General features: G+C 72.6%; 18 protein-coding genes and 1 riboswitch. Of the genes, 8 read left to right on the forward strand and 10 right to left on the reverse strand.

Translation table 11 applies throughout. The features are described 5' to 3' along the window. Positions 1 to 255: 255 nt before the first annotated feature. From ACZ4W9_RS12115 to thrC, 3 genes are all read right to left on the reverse strand, one after another. Entirely contained in the window at positions 256 to 459 is a 204-nt protein-coding gene (locus ACZ4W9_RS12115; protein ID WP_004986573.1) for a cold-shock protein, read from the reverse strand. Between the two features lie 431 nt (positions 460 to 890). Next, positions 891 to 1166: a MoaD/ThiS family protein gene (locus tag ACZ4W9_RS12120; RefSeq protein WP_467935020.1), complete on the reverse strand. Its 276-nt coding sequence runs from the start codon at positions 1164 to 1166 to the stop codon at positions 891 to 893. Next, positions 1163 to 2446, reverse strand: coding sequence for a threonine synthase (gene thrC / locus ACZ4W9_RS12125; RefSeq protein ID WP_467935022.1), 1284 nt, complete (start codon positions 2444 to 2446; stop codon positions 1163 to 1165). Before thrC ends, ACZ4W9_RS12120 begins: the two co-directional genes overlap by 4 nt. Before the next feature lie 18 nt (positions 2447 to 2464). Then, positions 2465 to 2610: riboswitch (SAM riboswitch) on the reverse strand. A 157-nt stretch (positions 2611 to 2767) separates the two neighbouring features. Here thrC and ACZ4W9_RS12130 point away from each other — a divergent pair. Then, entirely contained in the window at positions 2768 to 3712 is a 945-nt protein-coding gene (locus ACZ4W9_RS12130) for a glucosyl-3-phosphoglycerate synthase (protein ID WP_467935023.1), read from the forward strand. Positions 3713 to 3786: 74 nt separating this feature from the next. Continuing rightward, positions 3787 to 5226, forward strand: a complete 1440-nt coding sequence (locus tag ACZ4W9_RS12135) for an alpha,alpha-trehalose-phosphate synthase (UDP-forming) (RefSeq protein ID WP_467935024.1) — start codon at positions 3787 to 3789, stop codon at positions 5224 to 5226. On the opposite strand, the gene otsB is transcribed toward ACZ4W9_RS12135, so the two are convergent. From otsB to ACZ4W9_RS12150, 3 genes are read right to left on the reverse strand one after another with little or no spacing between them, the layout of a single operon-like run. Then, positions 5214 to 6047 carry a trehalose-phosphatase gene (gene otsB / locus ACZ4W9_RS12140; protein WP_467935026.1) on the reverse strand — a complete coding sequence of 278 codons (834 nt, stop codon included), beginning with the start codon at positions 6045 to 6047 and terminating at the stop codon, positions 5214 to 5216. The genes ACZ4W9_RS12135 and otsB overlap by 13 nt on opposite strands. Positions 6048 to 6100: 53 nt before the next feature. After that, complete coding sequence (locus tag ACZ4W9_RS12145) at positions 6101 to 6325, reverse strand: DUF3263 domain-containing protein (protein WP_318202789.1); 225 nt, start codon at positions 6323 to 6325, stop codon at positions 6101 to 6103. A gap of 35 nt (positions 6326 to 6360) precedes the next feature. Next, positions 6361 to 7596 (reverse strand): extracellular solute-binding protein, encoded by a 1236-nt coding sequence (locus ACZ4W9_RS12150; RefSeq protein WP_467935180.1) that lies wholly within the window; start codon positions 7594 to 7596, stop codon positions 6361 to 6363. A gap of 159 nt (positions 7597 to 7755) precedes the next feature. Between ACZ4W9_RS12150 and ACZ4W9_RS12155 the strand changes: the two genes are divergently transcribed. The 3 genes from ACZ4W9_RS12155 (at position 7756) to ACZ4W9_RS12165 (ending at position 10969) form a co-directional block, all read left to right on the forward strand. Continuing rightward, positions 7756 to 8700, forward strand: a complete 945-nt coding sequence (locus ACZ4W9_RS12155) for an ROK family protein (protein ID WP_467935182.1) — start codon at positions 7756 to 7758, stop codon at positions 8698 to 8700. 86 nt (positions 8701 to 8786) lie between these two features. Next, entirely contained in the window at positions 8787 to 9914 is a 1128-nt protein-coding gene (nagA, locus tag ACZ4W9_RS12160) for an N-acetylglucosamine-6-phosphate deacetylase (protein WP_467935027.1), read from the forward strand. Between the two features lie 122 nt (positions 9915 to 10036). Next, positions 10037 to 10969 carry a 1-phosphofructokinase family hexose kinase gene (locus ACZ4W9_RS12165; protein ID WP_467935028.1) on the forward strand — a complete coding sequence of 311 codons (933 nt, stop codon included), beginning with the start codon at positions 10037 to 10039 and terminating at the stop codon, positions 10967 to 10969. Here ACZ4W9_RS12165 and ACZ4W9_RS12170 read toward each other — a convergent pair. Next, entirely contained in the window at positions 10966 to 11916 is a 951-nt protein-coding gene (locus ACZ4W9_RS12170; RefSeq protein ID WP_467935030.1) for a carbohydrate-binding protein, read from the reverse strand. The two genes, ACZ4W9_RS12165 and ACZ4W9_RS12170, sit on opposite strands and share 4 nt — an antisense overlap. Positions 11917 to 12033: 117 nt before the next feature. Continuing rightward, positions 12034 to 13689 (reverse strand): diguanylate cyclase CdgB, encoded by a 1656-nt coding sequence (gene cdgB / locus ACZ4W9_RS12175; RefSeq protein ID WP_467935031.1) that lies wholly within the window; start codon positions 13687 to 13689, stop codon positions 12034 to 12036. A 450-nt stretch (positions 13690 to 14139) separates the two neighbouring features. Here cdgB and ACZ4W9_RS12180 point away from each other — a divergent pair, with 450 nt between their 5' ends. Beyond that, complete coding sequence (locus tag ACZ4W9_RS12180) at positions 14140 to 14631, forward strand: flavin reductase family protein (protein WP_467935183.1); 492 nt, start codon at positions 14140 to 14142, stop codon at positions 14629 to 14631. A gap of 76 nt (positions 14632 to 14707) precedes the next feature. Then, positions 14708 to 15166: a GNAT family N-acetyltransferase gene (locus tag ACZ4W9_RS12185; RefSeq protein ID WP_467935032.1), complete on the forward strand. Its 459-nt coding sequence runs from the start codon at positions 14708 to 14710 to the stop codon at positions 15164 to 15166. A gap of 9 nt (positions 15167 to 15175) precedes the next feature. On the opposite strand, the gene ACZ4W9_RS12190 is transcribed toward ACZ4W9_RS12185, so the two are convergent. Both ACZ4W9_RS12190 and arfB read right to left on the reverse strand, forming a co-directional pair. Next, positions 15176 to 16015, reverse strand: coding sequence for a sigma-70 family RNA polymerase sigma factor (locus ACZ4W9_RS12190; RefSeq protein ID WP_467935034.1), 840 nt, complete (start codon positions 16013 to 16015; stop codon positions 15176 to 15178). An 87-nt stretch (positions 16016 to 16102) separates the two neighbouring features. Further along, positions 16103 to 16540 carry an alternative ribosome rescue aminoacyl-tRNA hydrolase ArfB gene (gene arfB, locus ACZ4W9_RS12195; RefSeq protein WP_467935184.1) on the reverse strand — a complete coding sequence of 146 codons (438 nt, stop codon included), beginning with the start codon at positions 16538 to 16540 and terminating at the stop codon, positions 16103 to 16105. A 181-nt stretch (positions 16541 to 16721) separates the two neighbouring features. On the opposite strand from arfB, the gene ACZ4W9_RS12200 reads away from it, so the two are divergent. Further along, complete coding sequence (locus tag ACZ4W9_RS12200) at positions 16722 to 17297, forward strand: TerD family protein (protein ID WP_358687810.1); 576 nt, start codon at positions 16722 to 16724, stop codon at positions 17295 to 17297. The last annotated feature ends 34 nt before the right edge of the window (positions 17298 to 17331 follow it).

A 17331-nucleotide genomic window follows, 5' to 3' on the forward strand; every position in this document is an offset into this window, starting at 1 on the left:
GTGGTTCCTTGCCCCACCCGGCCTGCGGGCCTCACCGACCCGGTCCTTCACTGTCACTCTCACCTTCAGAGTGCTAACGCAATGATTAGCACTCGGCATGGTCGAGTGCAAGCGCCCGGCCGGGTGGGAAGCGTCCGTCAGCCGCCCGCGAACGTGGGAACCGGGGCCGGGCGAGCGGCGCGGCGAGGGCAGGGCGCGGGGCACGGCGAAGGGCCCGCACCCTCTGCGGGGTGCGGGCCCTTCACGCGAAAACATTCAGGCGGTGACGCGAACCATGTCGGCCTGCGGACCCTTCTGGCCCTGCGAGATCTCGAACTCGACCCGCTGGCCCTCTTCCAGGGTGCGGTAGCCGTCCATCTGAATCGCGCTGTAGTGGACGAAGACGTCCGCACCACCGTCGACCGCGATGAAGCCGTACCCCTTCTCCGCGTTGAACCACTTGACGGTGCCCTGAGCCATGCCTAACTCCCCTATTACTGGCCCTTGCACAGATCCACACTTCGCGGACCCGGGTCAGACCTCACCCCCCAACTGGTCGGGGGCGTGCGCCGGAACGCGTCGACCGCGGCTGAATGTATCTGTCCCACTGCCGTCTGCAACAGGTCAATCGGACGAGAATTCTGGACGTCAGGGGTCCGGAATATGGCGAGAATCCACCCGACTTCAGGGCAAGTCGGGCCCCATAAAAGCCACAAAAGCCGCGCAGAACCCGCACAACTTGGCTACTTCTTATCGGGCTCGCGGCATGAATCCAGGGCTCGCGACCATCCGGCCGCGACCGTGTTCCCCAACTCTACCGCGTTCAATCACGCAGAATTGCCCCCTCCGTTTCTCTTACGGAGGGGGCAATCGAGTGGACGGTCGGTGACCGGTCGCGCCGCGGGAAAGGCTCAGCCGCCGGCGACCGCGGGGATGATCGAGATCCCGGCGCCGTCGGGGGTCGCCGTCTGGAGGCCCTGCTCGAAGCGCACGTCGTCGTCGTTGACGTACACGTTGACGAACCGGCGCAGCTTGCCCTGGTCGTCCAGGACGCGGGCGGCGATCCCGGTGTGGTTCTTCTCCAGGTCCGCGATGACCTCGCCGAGCGTGGCGCCCTCGGCGGGGACCTCGGCCCGGCCGCCGGTGTAGGTGCGCAGGATGGTGGGGATGCGAACGGTCACGCTCATGCGAGGCCAGCCTCTCGGAAGGAGTCCAGGTTCGGGCGGATGGTGGCGGTCAGGCCGGTCCCGGCCACCGCGTCCAGGGTCTTCAGGCCGTCGCCGGTGTTGAGGACGACCGTGGTCTTCGCCGGGTCCAGCAGCCCCGCCTCGAGCAGCTTGCGGGTCACGCCGACGGTCACGCCACCCGCCGTCTCCGCGAAGATGCCCTCGGTGCGGGCCAGCAGCCGGATGGCGTCGACGATCTCCGCGTCCGTGACGTCCTCCACGGCACCGCCGGTGCGGCGGGCGACGTCCAGGACGTAGGGGCCGTCGGCCGGGTTGCCGATCGCCAGGGACTTGGCGATGGTGTCCGGCTTCTGCGGCCGTACGACGTCCTGGCCGGCCTTGAAGGCGGCGGAGACCGGGGAGCAGCCCTCGGCCTGGGCGCCGAAGACCTTGTACGGCCGGTCCTCGACCAGGCCCAGCCTGATCAGCTCCTGGAGCCCCTTGTCGATCTTCGTGAGCTGGGAGCCGGAGGCGATCGGGATGACGATCTGGTCGGGCAGCCGCCAGCCGAGCTGCTCGCAGATCTCGTACGCCAGGGTCTTGGAGCCCTCGGCGTAGTACGGCCGCAGGTTGACGTTGACGAAGCCCCAGCCCTCGCCGGCCGGGTCGCCGATCAGCTCGGAGCAGAAGCGGTTCACGTCGTCGTAGTTGCCCTCGATGCCGACGAGTTCACCGCCGTAGACCGCGGCCATGACGACCTTGCCCTGCTCCAGGTCGTGCGGGATGAACACGCAGGAGCGGAAGCCGGCCCGGGCGGCGGCGGCGCCGACGGCGCCGGCGAGGTTGCCGGTGGAGGAGCAGGACAGGGTGGTGAAGCCGAAGGCGCGGGCGGCCTCCAGGGCCTGGGCGACGACCCGGTCCTTGAAGGAGTGGGTCGGGTTGCCGGAGTCGTCCTTGACGTACAGGCCGCCGGTCACGCCCAGTTCGCCGGCGAGGTTGTCGGCCTTGACGAGCTTGGTCCAGCCGGGGTTGAGATTGGGCTTCTCCGCGACGTCGGCCGGGACCGGCAGCAGCGGGGCGTAGCGCCAGATGTTGGCGGGGCCGGCCTCGATGCGCCGGCGCAGTTCCTCGGTGTCGTAGGCGGAGAAGTCGTAGGCGATCTCCAGCGGGCCGAAGCACTCCTCGCAGGCGAAGACCGGTCCGAGCGGCACCCGGTGGCCGCACTCGCGACAGCTGAGGGCCGAGGCGGGACCGAGGTCGACGGTGGAGTCGCTGGGGGTGGCAACTGTCTGCACAGCCATGTGAGGCGAGGCCCTTTCTCCTCATCTTCCTCACGACGCATCTCGCCGTGAGACGGATTTGGCACCTTCCCTAGCCGGGAGCCTCGCTTGGAAGAAGACGAGAATCGGCTGGAGGGTTGCCGGGGCTTCATCGGGCCGTGTCCCTCTGCCCCTCTGGATGAGCTGTATGTGGTTGTCAACGCCGCTTGACCCCCCGACATGCGATGGTCATCGGCGTTGTTCAAGACTGTAACCGAAGGCCAGGACAGTTGAGATAGTCGTCCGAACCGCGAGATGCATCACACGGTGACGTGTGGTCGTGACAGTGAGGAGCCGCCGACCGTGCTGGAAGAAGTCGAGCGCTGGCTGAGCCGCCGCTCCTGGTCCGTGGCCGACCGCCCGCCGCACCGGGTGCTGGCCGCCAAGCAGCGCACGGGCCAGACGATCAGCGTCGTGCTGCCCGCCCTCAACGAGGAGGAGACGGTCGGCGACATCGTCACCGTCATCCGCCACGACCTCGTGGAGCAGATCCCGCTCGTCGACGAGATCGTGGTCGTCGACTCCGGCTCCACCGACCGCACCTCCGAGGTGGCCGCGCGGGCCGGCGCCCGGGTCGTGCACCGCGACGAGATCCTGCCCCGGATCCCGGCCGTCCCCGGCAAGGGCGAGGTGCTGTGGCGCTCGCTGCTGGTGACCGGCGGGGACATCGTCTGCTTCGTGGACGCCGACCTCAGGGAGTTCTCGTCCGACTTCGTCCTCGGCATCGTCGGGCCGCTGCTCACCGACCCGGACGTGGACCTGGTCAAGGCGATGTACGACCGCCCGCTCGCCGGGTCGGCCGGGCAGGGCGGCCGGGTCACCGAGCTGATGGCCCGGCCGCTGCTGAACCTGCACTGGCCGCAGCTGGCCGGTTTCGTGCAGCCGCTGGGCGGCGAGTACGCGGCCCGCCGCTCCCTGCTGGAGCAGCTGCCGTTCCCGGTGGGCTACGGCGTGGAGCTGGGCATGCTGGTGGACGCGCTGCACCTGGTCGGCCTGGACGCGCTGGCCCAGGTCGACGTGGGGGTGCGCAAGCACCGCCACCAGGACGGCCAGGCCCTCGGCCGGATGGCCGCCGCGATCTACCGCACGGCCCAGCTCCGGCTGGCCCGGGGGCATCTGGTGCGGCCCGCGCTGACCCAGTTCGAGCGGGGCGAGGACGGCTTCGAGCCGCGTACCTACTCGGTGGACACCGAGGAGCGCCCACCCATGGCGGAGATCGCGGAGTACGCCGAGCGGAAGGTGGCGTGAACGGTCCGTATACGACCGACTTCGCAGGTGGATCGCACGTTTGAGGGTTTACGGGCCGGGCTAGGTTGAGGCGTATGGCTTCCACGCGCACTGCTGCCGACCAAGCTCGGGTACTGGTCGCCTCGAACCGCGGCCCGGTCTCCTATCAGCTCCGCGAGGACGGCTCGCTCGACGCCCGGCGGGGCGGTGGCGGGCTGGTCTCGGGGCTGTCCGCCATCGGCCCGGACGCGGGCTCGGTGTGGGTCTGCGCCGCACTGGGCGACGGCGACCGGGCGGCCGTGCGGCGCGCGGACGGCGGGCTGCTGCCGGCCGGGGACACCGGCGGACAGCGGGTCCGGATGCTCGACATCGACGCGTCCGTGCACACCGAGGCGTACAACGGCATCGCCAACTCGGTCCTCTGGTTCGTCCACCACCTGCTGTACCAGACCCCGCTGGAACCGGTGTTCGACGCGGAGTTCCGCCGGCAGTGGGCCTCGTACCAGGCCTACAACCAGGCGTTCGCCGAGGCGCTGGCCGAGGAGGCGGCCGAGGGCGCGGCGGTGCTGATCCAGGACTACCACCTGGCGCTGGCCCCCCGGATGCTCCGCCGGCTCCGGCCCGACCTGCGCATCGGCCACTTCTCGCACACCCCCTGGGCCCCGCCGGACTACTTCCGGCTGCTGCCCGACGACATCGCGGCCGAGCTGCTCGGCGGCATCCTGGGCGCGGACCGGGCCGGGTTCCTCACCCGGCGCTGGGCGGACGCCTTCACGGCCTGCTGCCGGGAGGTGCTGGGGCCCGACAGCCTCTCCGGCACCCTGATCGGGGTGCACGGGCTGGGCGCGGACGCGGACTTCCTGCGCGAGCGGGCGCACCGGGAGGACGTGGCCGACCGGATGGCGGCGCTGCGCGAGGAGATCGGCCGGGGCCGCAGGACGATCGTCCGGGTCGACCGCACCGAACTGTCCAAGAACATCGTGCGCGGGCTGCTGGCGTACGAGGAACTGCTGACCGGCCACCCGGAGTGGCGGGAGAAGGTCGTCCACGTGGCGTTCGCCTACCCCTCCCGCCAGGACCTCGCCGTGTACCGCGACTACACCGCCGAGGTGCGGCGGGTGGCGGACCGGATCAACGAGCGGTACGGCACGCCGGGCTGGACGCCGGTGGTGCTGCACGTGAAGGACGACTTCGCGCGCTCCCTGGCCGCCTACCGGATGGCCGACGTGGCGCTGGTGAACCCCATCCGGGACGGCATGAACCTGGTCGCCAAGGAGATCCCGGTCGTCTCGGACGAGGGCTGCGCGCTGGTGCTGTCCCGGGAGGCCGGGGCGCACGAGGAGCTGGGCGAGGACGCGTTCACGGTGAACCCGTACGACGTCACGGGCACGGCGCGGGCGCTGCACGAGGCGCTGTCCCTGCCGGCGGAGGAGCGGGCGGCCCGGTCCAAGCGGCTGTCCGCCGCCGCGACCGCGCTGCCGCCCGCCCGCTGGTTCCTGGACCAGCTCCGGGCCCTGACCGCTCAGCCGAGCTGAGCGGCGAGGCTGCGCAGCAGTCCCACGACTCCTTCCGGGCCGTCCACGACGAGGTCGGCCCGTTCCGCCAGTTCGGTGACCTCCGTGCTGCCGCTGCAGATCAGCAGGCCGGGGACGCCGTCGGCGCGGAGCTTGTCGATCGCGGCGAAGGCGGGCAGGTCGCCGAGGTCGTCGCCGGCGTAGACGACACAGCCGGCGCCGACGGCACGGGCGTGGTCCAGGAGGGCCACGCCCTTGTCCATGCCGGGCGGGCGCAGCTCCAGCACCATGCGGCCGGGTTCGACGATCAGTCCGTGGCGGCCGGCGAGGTCGGCGAGGGGGGCGCGCAGGGACTCGAAGGCGCCCTGCGGGTCGGCGGCGCGCCGGGTGTGCACCGCGAGCGCCCGGCCCTTCTCCTCGATCCGGACGCCGTCGCCGGCGCCGGCCCGTTCGAGCAGGCCGGGCAGTTCGGCGCGGGCGGCGGCCACGCCGGGGTGCGGGGGCGGCGCGGTGACGGTGCCGGTGGCCGCGTCCCAGCGTTCGGCGCCGTAGTGGCCGAGGACGGTGAGGTGTTCCAGGCCGGGCACGCCGGCGAAGCCGCCGTAGCGGACGGCGACCTCGGGCGGGCGGCCGGTGATCACGGCGACGGAGGCGATCTCGGGGGCGAGGGCGGCCAGCGCGGGCACGGCGTCCGGGTGGGCGCGGGCCTGCTCGGGGTCGGCGACGATGGGGGCCAGGGTGCCGTCGAAGTCCAGGCCGATCAGCGCGGTGCGCGGCCGGGCGAGCAGCGCGGCGAGTCCGTCGCGGCCGGGCCGGGTCTGCGGAAGGGGCAGAGGGTCCATACCGGGACAGTATCCGGCGCGGGCCGGGCTCACGCCTCGGCCCGGGGAGGAGGTCAGCGCTCCGCGCGCCGCGCCTGTCTGACGCGGCGCAGGCGGTTGACCGTCACCGGGTCGTGGGCGAGGGCGCGCTCGTCGTCCAGGAGGGCGTTGAGGAGTTGGTAGTAGCGGACCGGGGACAGGTCCAGTTCCTCGCGGATGGCGCGCTCCTTCGCGCCGGGCCCGGCGAAGGCCCGGCGCTCCAGCGCGAGGATGGCTCGTTCGCGGCTGCCCAGTTCCATGCCGGCCACGGTAGCGGCCGGCGGGGCGGGCGTGCTCAGTTCCCGGCGCCGCTGTCGGCCGCCGTGGCCGTGGCCTGGAGCCGGGTCAGCACGCCGGAGGGGCTGCCGTTCGGGGCGACGGCCTGGCCGATGTTCTGCTTCACGGCCGCGCTGACCGCGGCCCAGGAGGTCTTGCCGACCGGGTACAGCTCGGTGCTGGGCAGCTCTTCCAGGAAGGGGCGCAGGACCTTGTCGCCGGCCCGGCCGGAGGTGCTCATGGCGTTGGAGGCGGAGCTGGTGACGGGCAGCAGGCCGTAGGTGCGGGAGAAGTCCAGGACGTTCTTGTCGGAGTAGACGAAGTCGAGGAAGTCGCCTATCTCGTCGCGGTGCCCGTTCTCCTTGAAGGCCATCATCCAGTCGGTGACGCCCATGGAGGCCCTGGCCTTGCCGGTGCGGCCCGGCATCGGCACGGTGCCGAACTTCACGCCCTTCTTGGCGGCCTGCTGGATCAGCGTGGGGTGGCCGTTGAGCATGCCGACCTTGCCGTCGGCGAAGGCGGCGAAGGCCGCGGCGCGGTTGAGCTTGCCGGGGGCCACGGGGCCGGTGAGCCCCTTGGCGACCAGCTCGTCCTTGAGCCAGGTGAAGGTGGAGACGTTGGTGGCGGAGTCGATCGTGTAGGTGCCGATGTCGTCGGTGTAGCCGCTGCCGCCGTTGCCGCCGGCGAGCAGCCACTGCATGGTCTCGGCCTGGGCCTCCTCCGGGCCGAGCGGCAGCGCGAAGGGGTACTTCACGCCCTTGCTCTCCAGCGCCTCGGCGTCGGCGGCCAGCTCGGCCCAGGTGGTGGGCGGGGTGATGCCGGCCTTGGCGAACAGGGTCTTGTTGTAGAAGAGCACGCGGGTGGAGGCGGCGAAGGGGATGCCGTACTGCGTGTACTTCCACTGGCCGGCGTCGGAGAGCTGGGAGAGGAAGTTGGCCTGGGTGCGGATGGAGAGCAGTTCCGAGGCCGGGTAGAGCTTGCCGGCCGCGGCGTAGTCGGCGTAGGCGCCGATCTGGGCGAGGTCGGGGGCCTTCCCGGCGTCGACCATCTCCTTGACCTCGCGGTCGACGTCGTTCCAGGAGTAGACGCTGACCTCGATCTTCACGTCGGGGTGCTTCGCCTCGTAGTCCTTGACCAGGCCGTCCCAGTACTTCTTGGAGCTGTGCCCGGCGGAGTCGCCGTAGTCGGCGGCGACGAGTCTGAGCGTCACGTCCGAGGAGCCCGTGCTCCCGCAGCCGCCGAGAACCGCCGTCATGCCCAGTGCGGACACCACCGCGGTCGTTCCTGCCGTACCCCGACGCACCCTCAAAGCCCCAACCCTGCCGTCTGACCGTTCAACATATGGACACATAAGGTCTACACCACGTGAGTGGACTAGACCTCTCGCGGGTGGGAGGGTCACACTAGACGCGTGGTGAGACATGTCATCGCCCTGGACGTGGGCGGTACCGGGATGAAGGCGGCCCTCGTCGGCGCCGACGGCACGCTGCTGCACCGCGACCGCCGCTCCACCGGCCGCGACCGCGGCCCGGAGGCCGTCGTGGCGGGCATCCTCGACTTCGCCGCCGACCTGCGTGCGCACGGCGCCGAGCAGTACGGCGAGAGCGCCGGCGCGGCCGGCATCGCCGTCCCGGGGATCGTCGACGAGGCGGAGGGCACCGCCGTCTACTCCGCCAACCTCGGCTGGCGGGACGTACCCCTGCGCTCGCTGCTGGCCGACCGGCTCGGGATGCCCGTCGCCCTCGGCCACGACGTGCGCACCGGCGGGCTCGCCGAGGGCCGGGTCGGCGCGGGCCGGGGCACGGACCGGTTCCTGTTCCTGGCGCTGGGCACCGGGATCGCCGGGGCGATCGGCATCGGCGGGCGGGTGGAGTCCGGCGCGCACGGCTTCGCGGGCGAGATCGGCCACATCGTCGTACGGCCCGGCGGCGCCGACTGCCCCTGCGGGCAGCGCGGCTGCCTGGAGCGGTACGCCTCCGCCGCCGCCGTCAGCACGGCCTGGGCCGCGGCCTGCGGGGATGCGGAAGCGGACGCGGCGGACTGCGCCCGGGCCGTCGCGTCCGGTGACCCGAACGCCGTCCGGGTCTGGCAGCAGGCGGTGGACGCGCTCGCCGACGGCCTGCTCACCGCCGTCACCCTGCTGGACCCGCGCACGCTGATCATCGGTGGCGGGCTCGCCGAGGCGGGGGAAGTGTTGTTCCGACCGCTGCGGGACGCCGTCCGGCGACGGATCACCTTCCAGAAGGCGCCCGCCATCGTCCCCGCCGCCCTCGGCGACAGCGCCGGCTGCCTGGGCGCGGGACTGCTGGCCGGCGATCTGCTGACGACCACTCCTACGACTCCGGAGGTAAGCACCTGATGGCAACCGAGCGGGAAACTCCGGGCCCGGACGGCGCCCCGGGAGGGGCACGGGGAACTGCGCGCTCCGCCACGACGAGGCCGCGGGTGCTCACCGGCGCACGCGTGGTGCTGCCCACCGGGACCGTGGAGAACGGCCGGCTGGCCGTCGACGGCACCCGCATCGCCGCCACCGCGCCGGCCGGCGCCGAGGTCGTCGACGTCAGCGGCCATTGGCTGGTGCCCGGCTTCGTGGACCTGCACAACCACGGCGGCGGCGGTGCCTCCTTCGCCGGCACGGCCGAGGACGTCATGACGGCCGTGCACGCCCACCGGCTGCACGGCACCACCACGCTCGTCGCCTCCACCGTCACCGAGGAGATGGACCTGCTGGTCCGCCAGGCCGGGCTGCTCAGCGAGCTGGCCGAGCAGGGCGAGATCGCGGGCATCCACTTCGAGGGCCCGTTCATCTCGCCGTGCCGCAAGGGCGCGCACTCCGAGGCGCTGCTGCGCGACCCGGACCCGGCCGAGGTCCGCAAGCTGATCGACGCCGGGCGCGGCCACGCCAGGATGGTCACCCTCGCCACCGAACTGCCCGGGGGCATCGACTCCGTGCGGCTGCTCGCCGAGCACGGGGTGATCGCGGCGATCGGGCACACGGACGCCAGCTATGAGCAGACGGCCGAGGCCATCGAGGCGGGCGCCACGGTCGCCACCCACCTCTTCAACGCCATGCCCGCGCTGAACCACCGCGCGCCCGGGCCGATCGCCGCGCTGCTGGAGGACGAGCGGGTCACCGTCGAGCTGATCAACGACGGCGTTCATCTGCACCCGGCCGCGCTAGAGCTGGCGTTCCGGCACGCGGGCGCGGACCGGGTCGCGTTCATCACCGACGCGATGGACGCGGCCGGCACCGGTGACGGCCGCTACATGCTCGGCCCGCTGGAGGTCGAGGTCAGCGACGGCGTGGCCCGGCTGGTGGAGGGCGGCTCGATCGCGGGCTCCACGCTCACCCTGGACCGGGCGTTCCGGCGGGCGGTGACCGTCGACGGGCTGCCGGTCGAGGACGTGGTGACCGCGCTGTCGGCCAACCCGGCGCGCCTGCTGGGCCTGGACGACCGCGTCGGCTCCCTGGAGCCCGGCAAGGACGCCGACCTGGTGCTGCTCGACGCGGACTTCCGGCTGAAGGGCGTGATGCGGCGGGGCGAATGGGTGGTAGCGCCCCAACTGCCCTGATCCGTAACCCTGTCGAGGAGACGACGACCTGCCCGCGCACTGGGCCGGTGGCCGTCTCTTTGGCATGATCGAGGCCCCGGAAACCGCAGACACCGCAGGGACTTCGAGGGAGGTCGGCCCGGGTGATCCTCACGGTCACACTGAACACCGCTCTCGACATCACCTACCACGTGCGGTCGCTGCGGCCGCACGCCTCGCACCGCGTCTCGGAGGTCACCGAGCGCCCCGGCGGCAAGGGCGTGAACGTCGCCCGGGTCCTGGCCGCCCTCGGTCACCGGGTCACGGTCACCGGCTTCGCGGGCGGGCGCACCGGCGAGGCGCTGCGCTCGATGCTGGCCGAGGCGTCCGGCGGCCCGGCAGACGCCCTGGTGGCGGTCTCCGGGGCGACCCGGCGCACCGTCGCGGTGGTGGACGAGCTGACCGGCGACACCACCCAGCTGAACGAGCCGGGTCCGCAGATCACCCCGGCCGAGTGGGCGGCCTTCCTCGGCCGGTACCAGGAGCTGCTGCCGGGCGTCTCGGCGGTGGCGCTGTGCGGCAGCCTGCCGCCGGGGGTGCCGGTGGGGGCGTACGCGGGCCTGGTCCGCGCGGCCCGGTCCGCGGGCGTGCCGGTGCTGCTGGACACCAGCGGCGAGCCGCTGCGCCGCGGGGTCGCCGCCCGCCCGGACATCATCAAGCCGAACGCCGAGGAACTGGCCGAACTCACCGGCTCCCACGAGCCGTTGCGCGCCACCCAGGACGCCCGCCGCAGGGGGGCGCACGCGGTGGTCGCCTCCCTCGGCGCGGAGGGCCTGCTCGCCGTCACCCCCGAGGGCCACTGGCGCGCCGCCCCGCCGGACCGCGTCCCCGGCAACCCGACCGGCGCCGGCGACTCGGCGGTGGCCGGTCTCCTCTCCGGCCTGGCGGAACGCCTCCCCTGGCCGGACCGCCTGATCCGCGCGACCGCCCTGTCGGCGGCGACGGTACGGGCCCCGGCCGCGGGCGAGTTCGACCGGGCCGCGTACACGGAACTCCTCGGCCGGCTGCGGGTCACGGGGGTGGCCGGCGCGGCCTAGCGGGTGACCCGGCCCTTCTTGATCCACATCTGGTCGAGCAGGACGTTGCACTTGTCGCCGGGCTGGCAGGAGATCGAGACGGTGTTGCGGCCCTTGCTCAGGCTGGGCCACACGTAGGAACTCGTCCAGCCCTTGGCGAAGTCGCCGTCGGCCGCGCTCCGCCAGTTCTTGAACCGGATCTTGCTGCCGAACTCCTTGCCGTTGACGGACACCGTCATCGACTGGTCCTCACCGGTCACGCTGTACCGCGTGAAGAGGGTGTACGCGCCGTCCTCGGGGACGCCGTCGACCGTCCAGGTCACCGAGGCGCCCGCCGTGTTCAGGCCGCCCACGTAGACCCCGCCGGCGGCCTGGGCCCCCTGGACGTCCGACACCTTCGCCGCGCCGCCCGCGAGCTGGAGGGCGTTCGCGTCGGTCTTCGGCAGCTCTCCCGCCGTGGGCGAGCTGCTGCCCGACGGGCTCGGGGACTGGCTCTGGGACTGGGTCGGGGCCGGGGTGGCCTGGTTGCCGGACGTGTCGTCGTCGGTGTTGCCGTTGAACATCGCGACGCTGATGCCGATGACGACCGCGGCGACCACGGCTATCGCGCCGATCAGCAGACCCTTGGTGTTCGGGCCGCGGCGGCCGGGCGCGGGCGGAGCGGAACGGCGGCCGGCCGGGGGCGCGCCGCCGGGCAGCGTCTCCGGGGCCTGGTAGTGGGCGTTCGGCTGGCCGTGGGCACCCTGCTGCGGGACGCCCTGGCCGTACGTGCCCTGCGGCGGCTGGCCGTAGGGCCCCGGCTGCTGGCCGTACCGGCGCTCGCCGACCGCGCGCACCCTGCTGACCGAGTTCGGGTAGCCGTAACCACCGGACGGCGGCTGGGCTCCCCGGGCCTGGCCGTCTGCGTACAGGTAGCCGAACGGGTCGTCGTCCTCGGGCGTGCTCGCGCCGTTGTCGCCGGGCGTCATCCCTTGGTACTCCTCAACAGGTGCGGGCGGATGGGGTACGGGTTGGAATGGCGAGCCTACCCGCTCTCCGTCCCCCGGACGGGTGACCTGGATCGCGTCAGCCCGCTGACCTGCGGCTCAGCCCGCGCGGCGATGCTGTTTGGGACGAGATCGTTTCTCTACGTACATCCGCTCGTCAGCGGACTTCAGCACCTCGTCCGCCGTCATGCCGCAGTGGGCCCACCCGATGCCGAAGCTCGCGCCCACCCGGACGGACCGGCCCTCGGCCCGGATCGGCTGGATGATCTCGTTGCGCAGCCGGACGGCGAGGTCCTGGGCGTCGGCCCGGCCGAGGCCGTCGGCGAGGATCACGAACTCGTCGCCGCCGAGCCGGGCCACCGTGTCCCCGTCCCGGACGCCGTTGCTCAGCCGCCGGGCGACCTCGATGAGGACCGCGTCGCCCGCGTTGTGCCCGAACCGGTCGTTGATCGACTTGAAGCCGTCGAGGTCGCAGAAGAGGACGGCGAGGCCCTTGGTGCCGTCGTCGCGGCCGTCCGCGGGGGCGACCGTGTGCACATGGTGGTCGTAGGCGTCGTACGCCTCCGCGCCCGGCGCGAAGTCGAAGCCGTGGGCGGCCGGGATGTCGTGGGCCGGGTGGCCGTAGGCCGCGTCCAGGGAGTCCAGGGCACCGGCGTGGGAGGGGCGCCGGCACAGCCGGGCCGCGAGGCGCGAGCGCAGCTCGGCGGAGTTCGGCAGGCCGGTCAGCGAGTCGTGGGAGGCGCGGTGCGCGAGCTGGAGTTCGCGCCGCTTGCGCTCCTCTATGTCCTCCACGTGGGTGAGCAGGAAGCGCGGCCCGTCGGCGGCGTCCGCGACCACGCTGTTGCGCAGCGACACCCAGACGTAGCTGCCGTCGCGGCGGCCGAGCCGCAGTTCGGCGCGCCCGCCCTCCGCGGAGGTGCGCAGCAGGGTGCCGATGTCCTCGGGGTGGACCAGGTCGGCGAAGGAGTAGCGGCGCATCGCGGAGGCGGGGCGGCCCAGCAGCCGGCACAGGGCGTCGTTGGTGCGCAGGATGCGGCCGTGCTGGTCGCCTCCCATCTCGGCGATGGCCATCCCGGAGGGGGCGTACTCGAACGCCTGACGGAAGGACTCCTCGCTGGCGCGCAGGGCCTGCTGTTCCCGTTCCAGGCGGACCAGGGCGCGCTGCATGTTGGAGCGCAGGCGGGCGTTGCTGATCGCGATGGCGGCCTGGAAGGCGTACATCTGGAGGGCCTCGCGGCCCCAGGCGCCGGGGCGGCGGCCGTTGCGCGGCCGGTCGACGGATATGACGCCGAGCAGTTCCCCGGAGGAGCCGCCCTGCGCGCCGGGGGTGTACATGGGCGCGAAGAGCCGGTCGGCGGGGTGCCACTCGTCCTCGAAGCGCGGCTCGGGACCGTCGGTGAACCACTGGGGGACGTCGTCGTCGTCCAGGACCCAGCCCTCGGTGTGCGGTATGAAGATCAGGTCGCCCCAGCGTTCGCCCATGGCGAGCCGGCGCTCCCAGGACTCGCGGGAGCCGACCCGGCCGGTGATCAGGGCCTCGGCGGCGGAGTTGCCGGAGAAGGCGGCGACCACGAGATCGCCGTCGGGGCGGACGAGGTTGACGGCCGCCAGTTCGTAGTTGAGGGCGGCGACGGCGCCGTCGGCGACGGTCTGCAGTGTGTCCGCCAGGCTGCGGGCCGTGTTGATGTCGGCCATGACCTGGTGCAGCTGTCGCAGGGACGCAAGACGGACATACGGCTCCGACTCGGTCTCCATGCTCGCCCTCCCCCCGAGACCTCGCAGCGAATCAAGGGTTGCCTTCGGCGCTTCTCCCGCGTGTCAGCGGTGGCTCTTTGCGGTGCTGTTCACGTTGTGCGTGCGGCTTCCCCGCCACTGAATCACAGCGCGCTGCCCACTCGGTACACAGGGTCAACAATTCCTGCCCCTTGTGACTCAAGTCACAAGTAAACGTGAACAATTGAGTGGAGTTTCTGCGTTTGCCCCGTGTGATTCCCGAAGGCACATGGTGCGCCGCCTTGCGCGGGACCGGACTGGGCGGGCGCCTCGCTGGTCCTCGCGACCTAGGACCCGGCTCGGACCGGGGCCCGATGCCGGCCGCACCGCGCGAAGACTAGCGTTTCCGGCGTGCTGAAGACTCCCTCCCCCACCACCCCCCTGGCTTCCGGGCATGCTGAGGGGGTGAGCGACGACGAGTTCCGGGCCGCGATGTCCCGGCTGGCCGCGGGCGTGGTCCTGGTGACCGCGCAGGAACCGCCGCTGGACCCCGACGACCCCGGGGCGCCGGCGGTGGAGGACGTCGGCATGACCGCCACCGCCTTCCTGTCGGTCTCCCTCGACCCGCCGCTGGTGATGGTCAGCCTGCGCGAGGGCGCCCGCATGGACGACCTGCTCGCCGAACAGCCGCTGTGGGCGGTGTCGGTCCTCGCCGAGAGCCAGCGGCACATCGCGGGCCGGTTCGCCATGAAGGGCCGCATCAGCGACCGGCTGCTCTTCGAGGACATCCCCTACGCGCGCGGTGAGGTCACCGGCGCCCCGCTGGTCGGGGGCGCGCTGGCCACGCTGGAGTGCCGTACCGAGCAGCGGGTGAGCGCCGGGGACCACACGCTGGTCATCGGCCGGGTCCTCACCGCGCGCGTGCCCAGCGCGGAGGGGGGCCCGCTGCTGTACTTCCGGGGCCGCTACCGGCAGCTCGGCTGAGCCGGGAAGCCCCGCGGCCCGGCCGGGCCGGGAAATCCCGTGGCCGCGGCGGGACGGGCGTGCCTAGGGTGCGCCGATGACACCCCGACTGGAAGAAGTGACCCCGCGGAACTTCGAGACCGCCGTCGCCCTGCGCGTGCGCCCCGACCAGGAGCACGCCGTCGCGCCGGTGGTGCGGTCCCTCGCCGAGGCGTACGTCCATCCGGACGGCGTCGCCTGGCCCCGGCTGATCGTCGACGACGGCCGGGCGGTCGGCTTCCTGATGGCCTTCTTCGGCATCGACTGGCACGGCGACGGCGGCCTGTACCGCTCCGGGCTGTGGCGGCTGAACATCGCGGCCGGCGAACAGGGCCGGGGTTACGGCCGGTTCGCCGTGGACGCGGTGGCCGCCGAGATCCGCCGCCGCGGCGGCACCCGCCTGTACGTGAGCTGGCACCCCGGCCCGCACGGCCCCGGCGCCTTCTACACCCGCCTCGGCTTCCGCACGACCGGCGAGACCTCCGGCGACCAGGTGGTGGGGGTGCTGGACCTCTGAGCGGAGGTCCTAGACCTCCTCCACCGTCAGTTCCGCCAGGCGGGCGGGGTCGGTGACGATGTCGATCCCGGTGATGCGGCCGGCGGCGAAGGCGAAGGCCAGGACCCGTTCCGGGCGGCCGTCGGCGAACACGGCCAGGCCGGTCGCGCCGTCGATCAGCACCGGGCGCGCCACCCGCGCCAGGTGGGCGAAGCTCGCCGCGCCCGCGGCGACCCCGGCCGCGCCGCTGTTCACCCCGGACTCCGTGCGCGCCACCACGTCCGGGTCGAGCACCGCGAGCAGCCCCGCGAAGTCGCCGGCCCGGGCGGCGGCCAGGAAGGCGCCCACCACCCGCCGCTGCCGGGCGAGGTCGGTCTCCGGCGCCTCGACGCCCCGCACCCGGCGCCGGGCCCGGCTGGCGAGCTGCCGCGCCGAGGCCGGGGTGCGCCCGAGGATGCCGGCGATCTCCTCGAAGGGCACCCCGAACATGTCGTGCAGCACGAACGCCAGCCGCTCGGCGGGCGAGAGGGTGTCCAGGACGACCAGCAGGGCGAGCCCCACGGAGTCGGCGAGCAGGGCGCTGTCCGCGGGGTCCCGCTCGGCGGACGGCGCCGGCTGCCAGGTGTCCAGCGGCTCCTCGCCCCGGGTGCGGCGCGAGCGCAGCATGTCGAGGCAGACCCGGCCGACCACGGTCGTCAGCCAGCCCCCGAGGTTGGCCACCTCCCGCGTGTCGGACCGGCTCAGCCGGACCCACGCCTCTTGGACGGCGTCGTCGGCCTCGGCGGCGGAGCCGAGCATCCGGTGGGCGACGGCCCGCAGATGCCCGCGGTGTGCCTCGAACCGCTCGGCGAGGGAGTCGTTGTCGGTCATCGCGGGTCCGGCCTCTTCCGTCGTCGTCCTCGGTGCCTGCACCACCCTGACGACGGGGCGGCCACGGATGTGACGGCGGGCCCGCCGCTACCCCCAGTCGCGGCTCGAACGCCCGCGCTTCGTCTCCGAGCGCTGCTTCTTCTCCCGCAGCCGGCGCTCGTTGATCCCGCGCGGGATGCGCGTCGGCCGGCGGGGCTTCGGCGGGGGCGCGGTGGCCTCCGCGAGGAGTGCGGCCAGGCGTACGGCGGCGGCCTCCCGGTTGCGCCACTGCGAGCGGTGCTCGGAGGCCCGTACGGTCACCACCCCGTCCACGAGGCGGCCGGCCAGCCGGTCGAGCGCCCGCTCCTTCCACACGGGAGGCAGCGCCTCGGTGCCCGCGAGGTCGAAGCGCAGCTCCACCTGCGAGTCGCTGGTGTTGACGTGCTGCCCGCCGGGCCCGGACGACCTGGAGAAACGCCACGTCAGCTCGGCCTCGGGAAGCGAGACCGAGCCGCGGATGAGATAGGGCCCGGACATGCCCTCCATGTTCCCGGTCCGGCGGGGCACACGTCACCTGGATTTCCGGCTCGGTAAAAAAGGTAAAGCCATCCGGAACCGACGGGACACCCCGCGTCGTTGTCCCGGGTGACGGTAGCTTCGTCGCCATAGCTTCATCGGCACAGATGTGCACACAAATGCACGGGTATCCAAGGAAGGGACTCCCAACATGGCTGTAAGCCTGTCCAAGGGTGGCAACGTCTCGCTCACCAAGGAGGCTCCGGGCCTGACCGCCGTCACCGTGGGCCTCGGCTGGGACGTCCGCACCACCACCGGCACGGACTTCGACCTGGACGCCTCCGCCATCGCGGTGAACGCCCAGGGCAAGGTCTACTCCGACGCCCACTTCGTGTTCTTCAACAACAAGCAGACCCCGGACAACTCCATCGTCCACACGGGTGACAACCGCACGGGCGAGGGCTCGGGCGACGACGAGGCGATCAACGTCGACCTGGCCGCGCTCCCGGCCGACATCGACAAGATCGTCTTCCCGGTGTCCATCTACGACGCCGAGAACCGCGGCCAGAACTTCGGCCAGGTCCGCAACGCCTACATCCGCATCGTGAACCAGGCCGGCGGCGCCGAGATCGCGCGCTACGACCTGTCGGAGGACGCGGCCACCGAGACGGCCATGGTCTTCGGCGAGCTGTACCGCAACGGCGCGGAGTGGAAGTTCCGCGCGGTCGGCCAGGGCTACGCCTCGGGCCTGGTGGGCATCGCCCAGGACTTCGGCGTCAACGTCTGACAGTAGGCTTCGACCTGTGACAGCAGGCCCTTGA

It is taken from the genome of Streptomyces sp. NPDC029296 (genome assembly GCF_055569255.1).

Excerpts from the sequence above, each read along its gene's own strand:
- ACZ4W9_RS12115 (WP_004986573.1), bottom strand. The coding sequence starts at position 459 with ATGGCTCAGGGCACCGTCAAGTGGTTCAACGCGGAGAAGGGGTACGGC.
- ACZ4W9_RS12120 (WP_467935020.1), bottom strand. The coding sequence starts at position 1,166 with ATGAGCGTGACCGTTCGCATCCCCACCATCCTGCGCACCTACACCGGC.
- thrC (WP_467935022.1), bottom strand. The coding sequence starts at position 2,446 with ATGGCTGTGCAGACAGTTGCCACCCCCAGCGACTCCACCGTCGACCTC.
- ACZ4W9_RS12135 (WP_467935024.1), top strand. The coding sequence starts at position 3,787 with ATGGCTTCCACGCGCACTGCTGCCGACCAAGCTCGGGTACTGGTCGCC.
- otsB (WP_467935026.1), bottom strand. The coding sequence starts at position 6,047 with ATGGACCCTCTGCCCCTTCCGCAGACCCGGCCCGGCCGCGACGGACTC.
- ACZ4W9_RS12145 (WP_318202789.1), bottom strand. The coding sequence starts at position 6,325 with ATGGAACTGGGCAGCCGCGAACGAGCCATCCTCGCGCTGGAGCGCCGG.
- ACZ4W9_RS12150 (WP_467935180.1), bottom strand. The coding sequence starts at position 7,596 with ATGACGGCGGTTCTCGGCGGCTGCGGGAGCACGGGCTCCTCGGACGTG.
- ACZ4W9_RS12170 (WP_467935030.1), bottom strand. The coding sequence starts at position 11,916 with ATGACGCCCGGCGACAACGGCGCGAGCACGCCCGAGGACGACGACCCG.
- cdgB (WP_467935031.1), bottom strand. The coding sequence starts at position 13,689 with ATGGAGACCGAGTCGGAGCCGTATGTCCGTCTTGCGTCCCTGCGACAG.
- ACZ4W9_RS12180 (WP_467935183.1), top strand. The coding sequence starts at position 14,140 with ATGTCCCGGCTGGCCGCGGGCGTGGTCCTGGTGACCGCGCAGGAACCG.
- ACZ4W9_RS12185 (WP_467935032.1), top strand. The coding sequence starts at position 14,708 with ATGACACCCCGACTGGAAGAAGTGACCCCGCGGAACTTCGAGACCGCC.
- ACZ4W9_RS12190 (WP_467935034.1), bottom strand. The coding sequence starts at position 16,015 with ATGACCGACAACGACTCCCTCGCCGAGCGGTTCGAGGCACACCGCGGG.
- arfB (WP_467935184.1), bottom strand. The coding sequence starts at position 16,540 with ATGGAGGGCATGTCCGGGCCCTATCTCATCCGCGGCTCGGTCTCGCTT.
- ACZ4W9_RS12200 (WP_358687810.1), top strand. The coding sequence starts at position 16,722 with ATGGCTGTAAGCCTGTCCAAGGGTGGCAACGTCTCGCTCACCAAGGAG.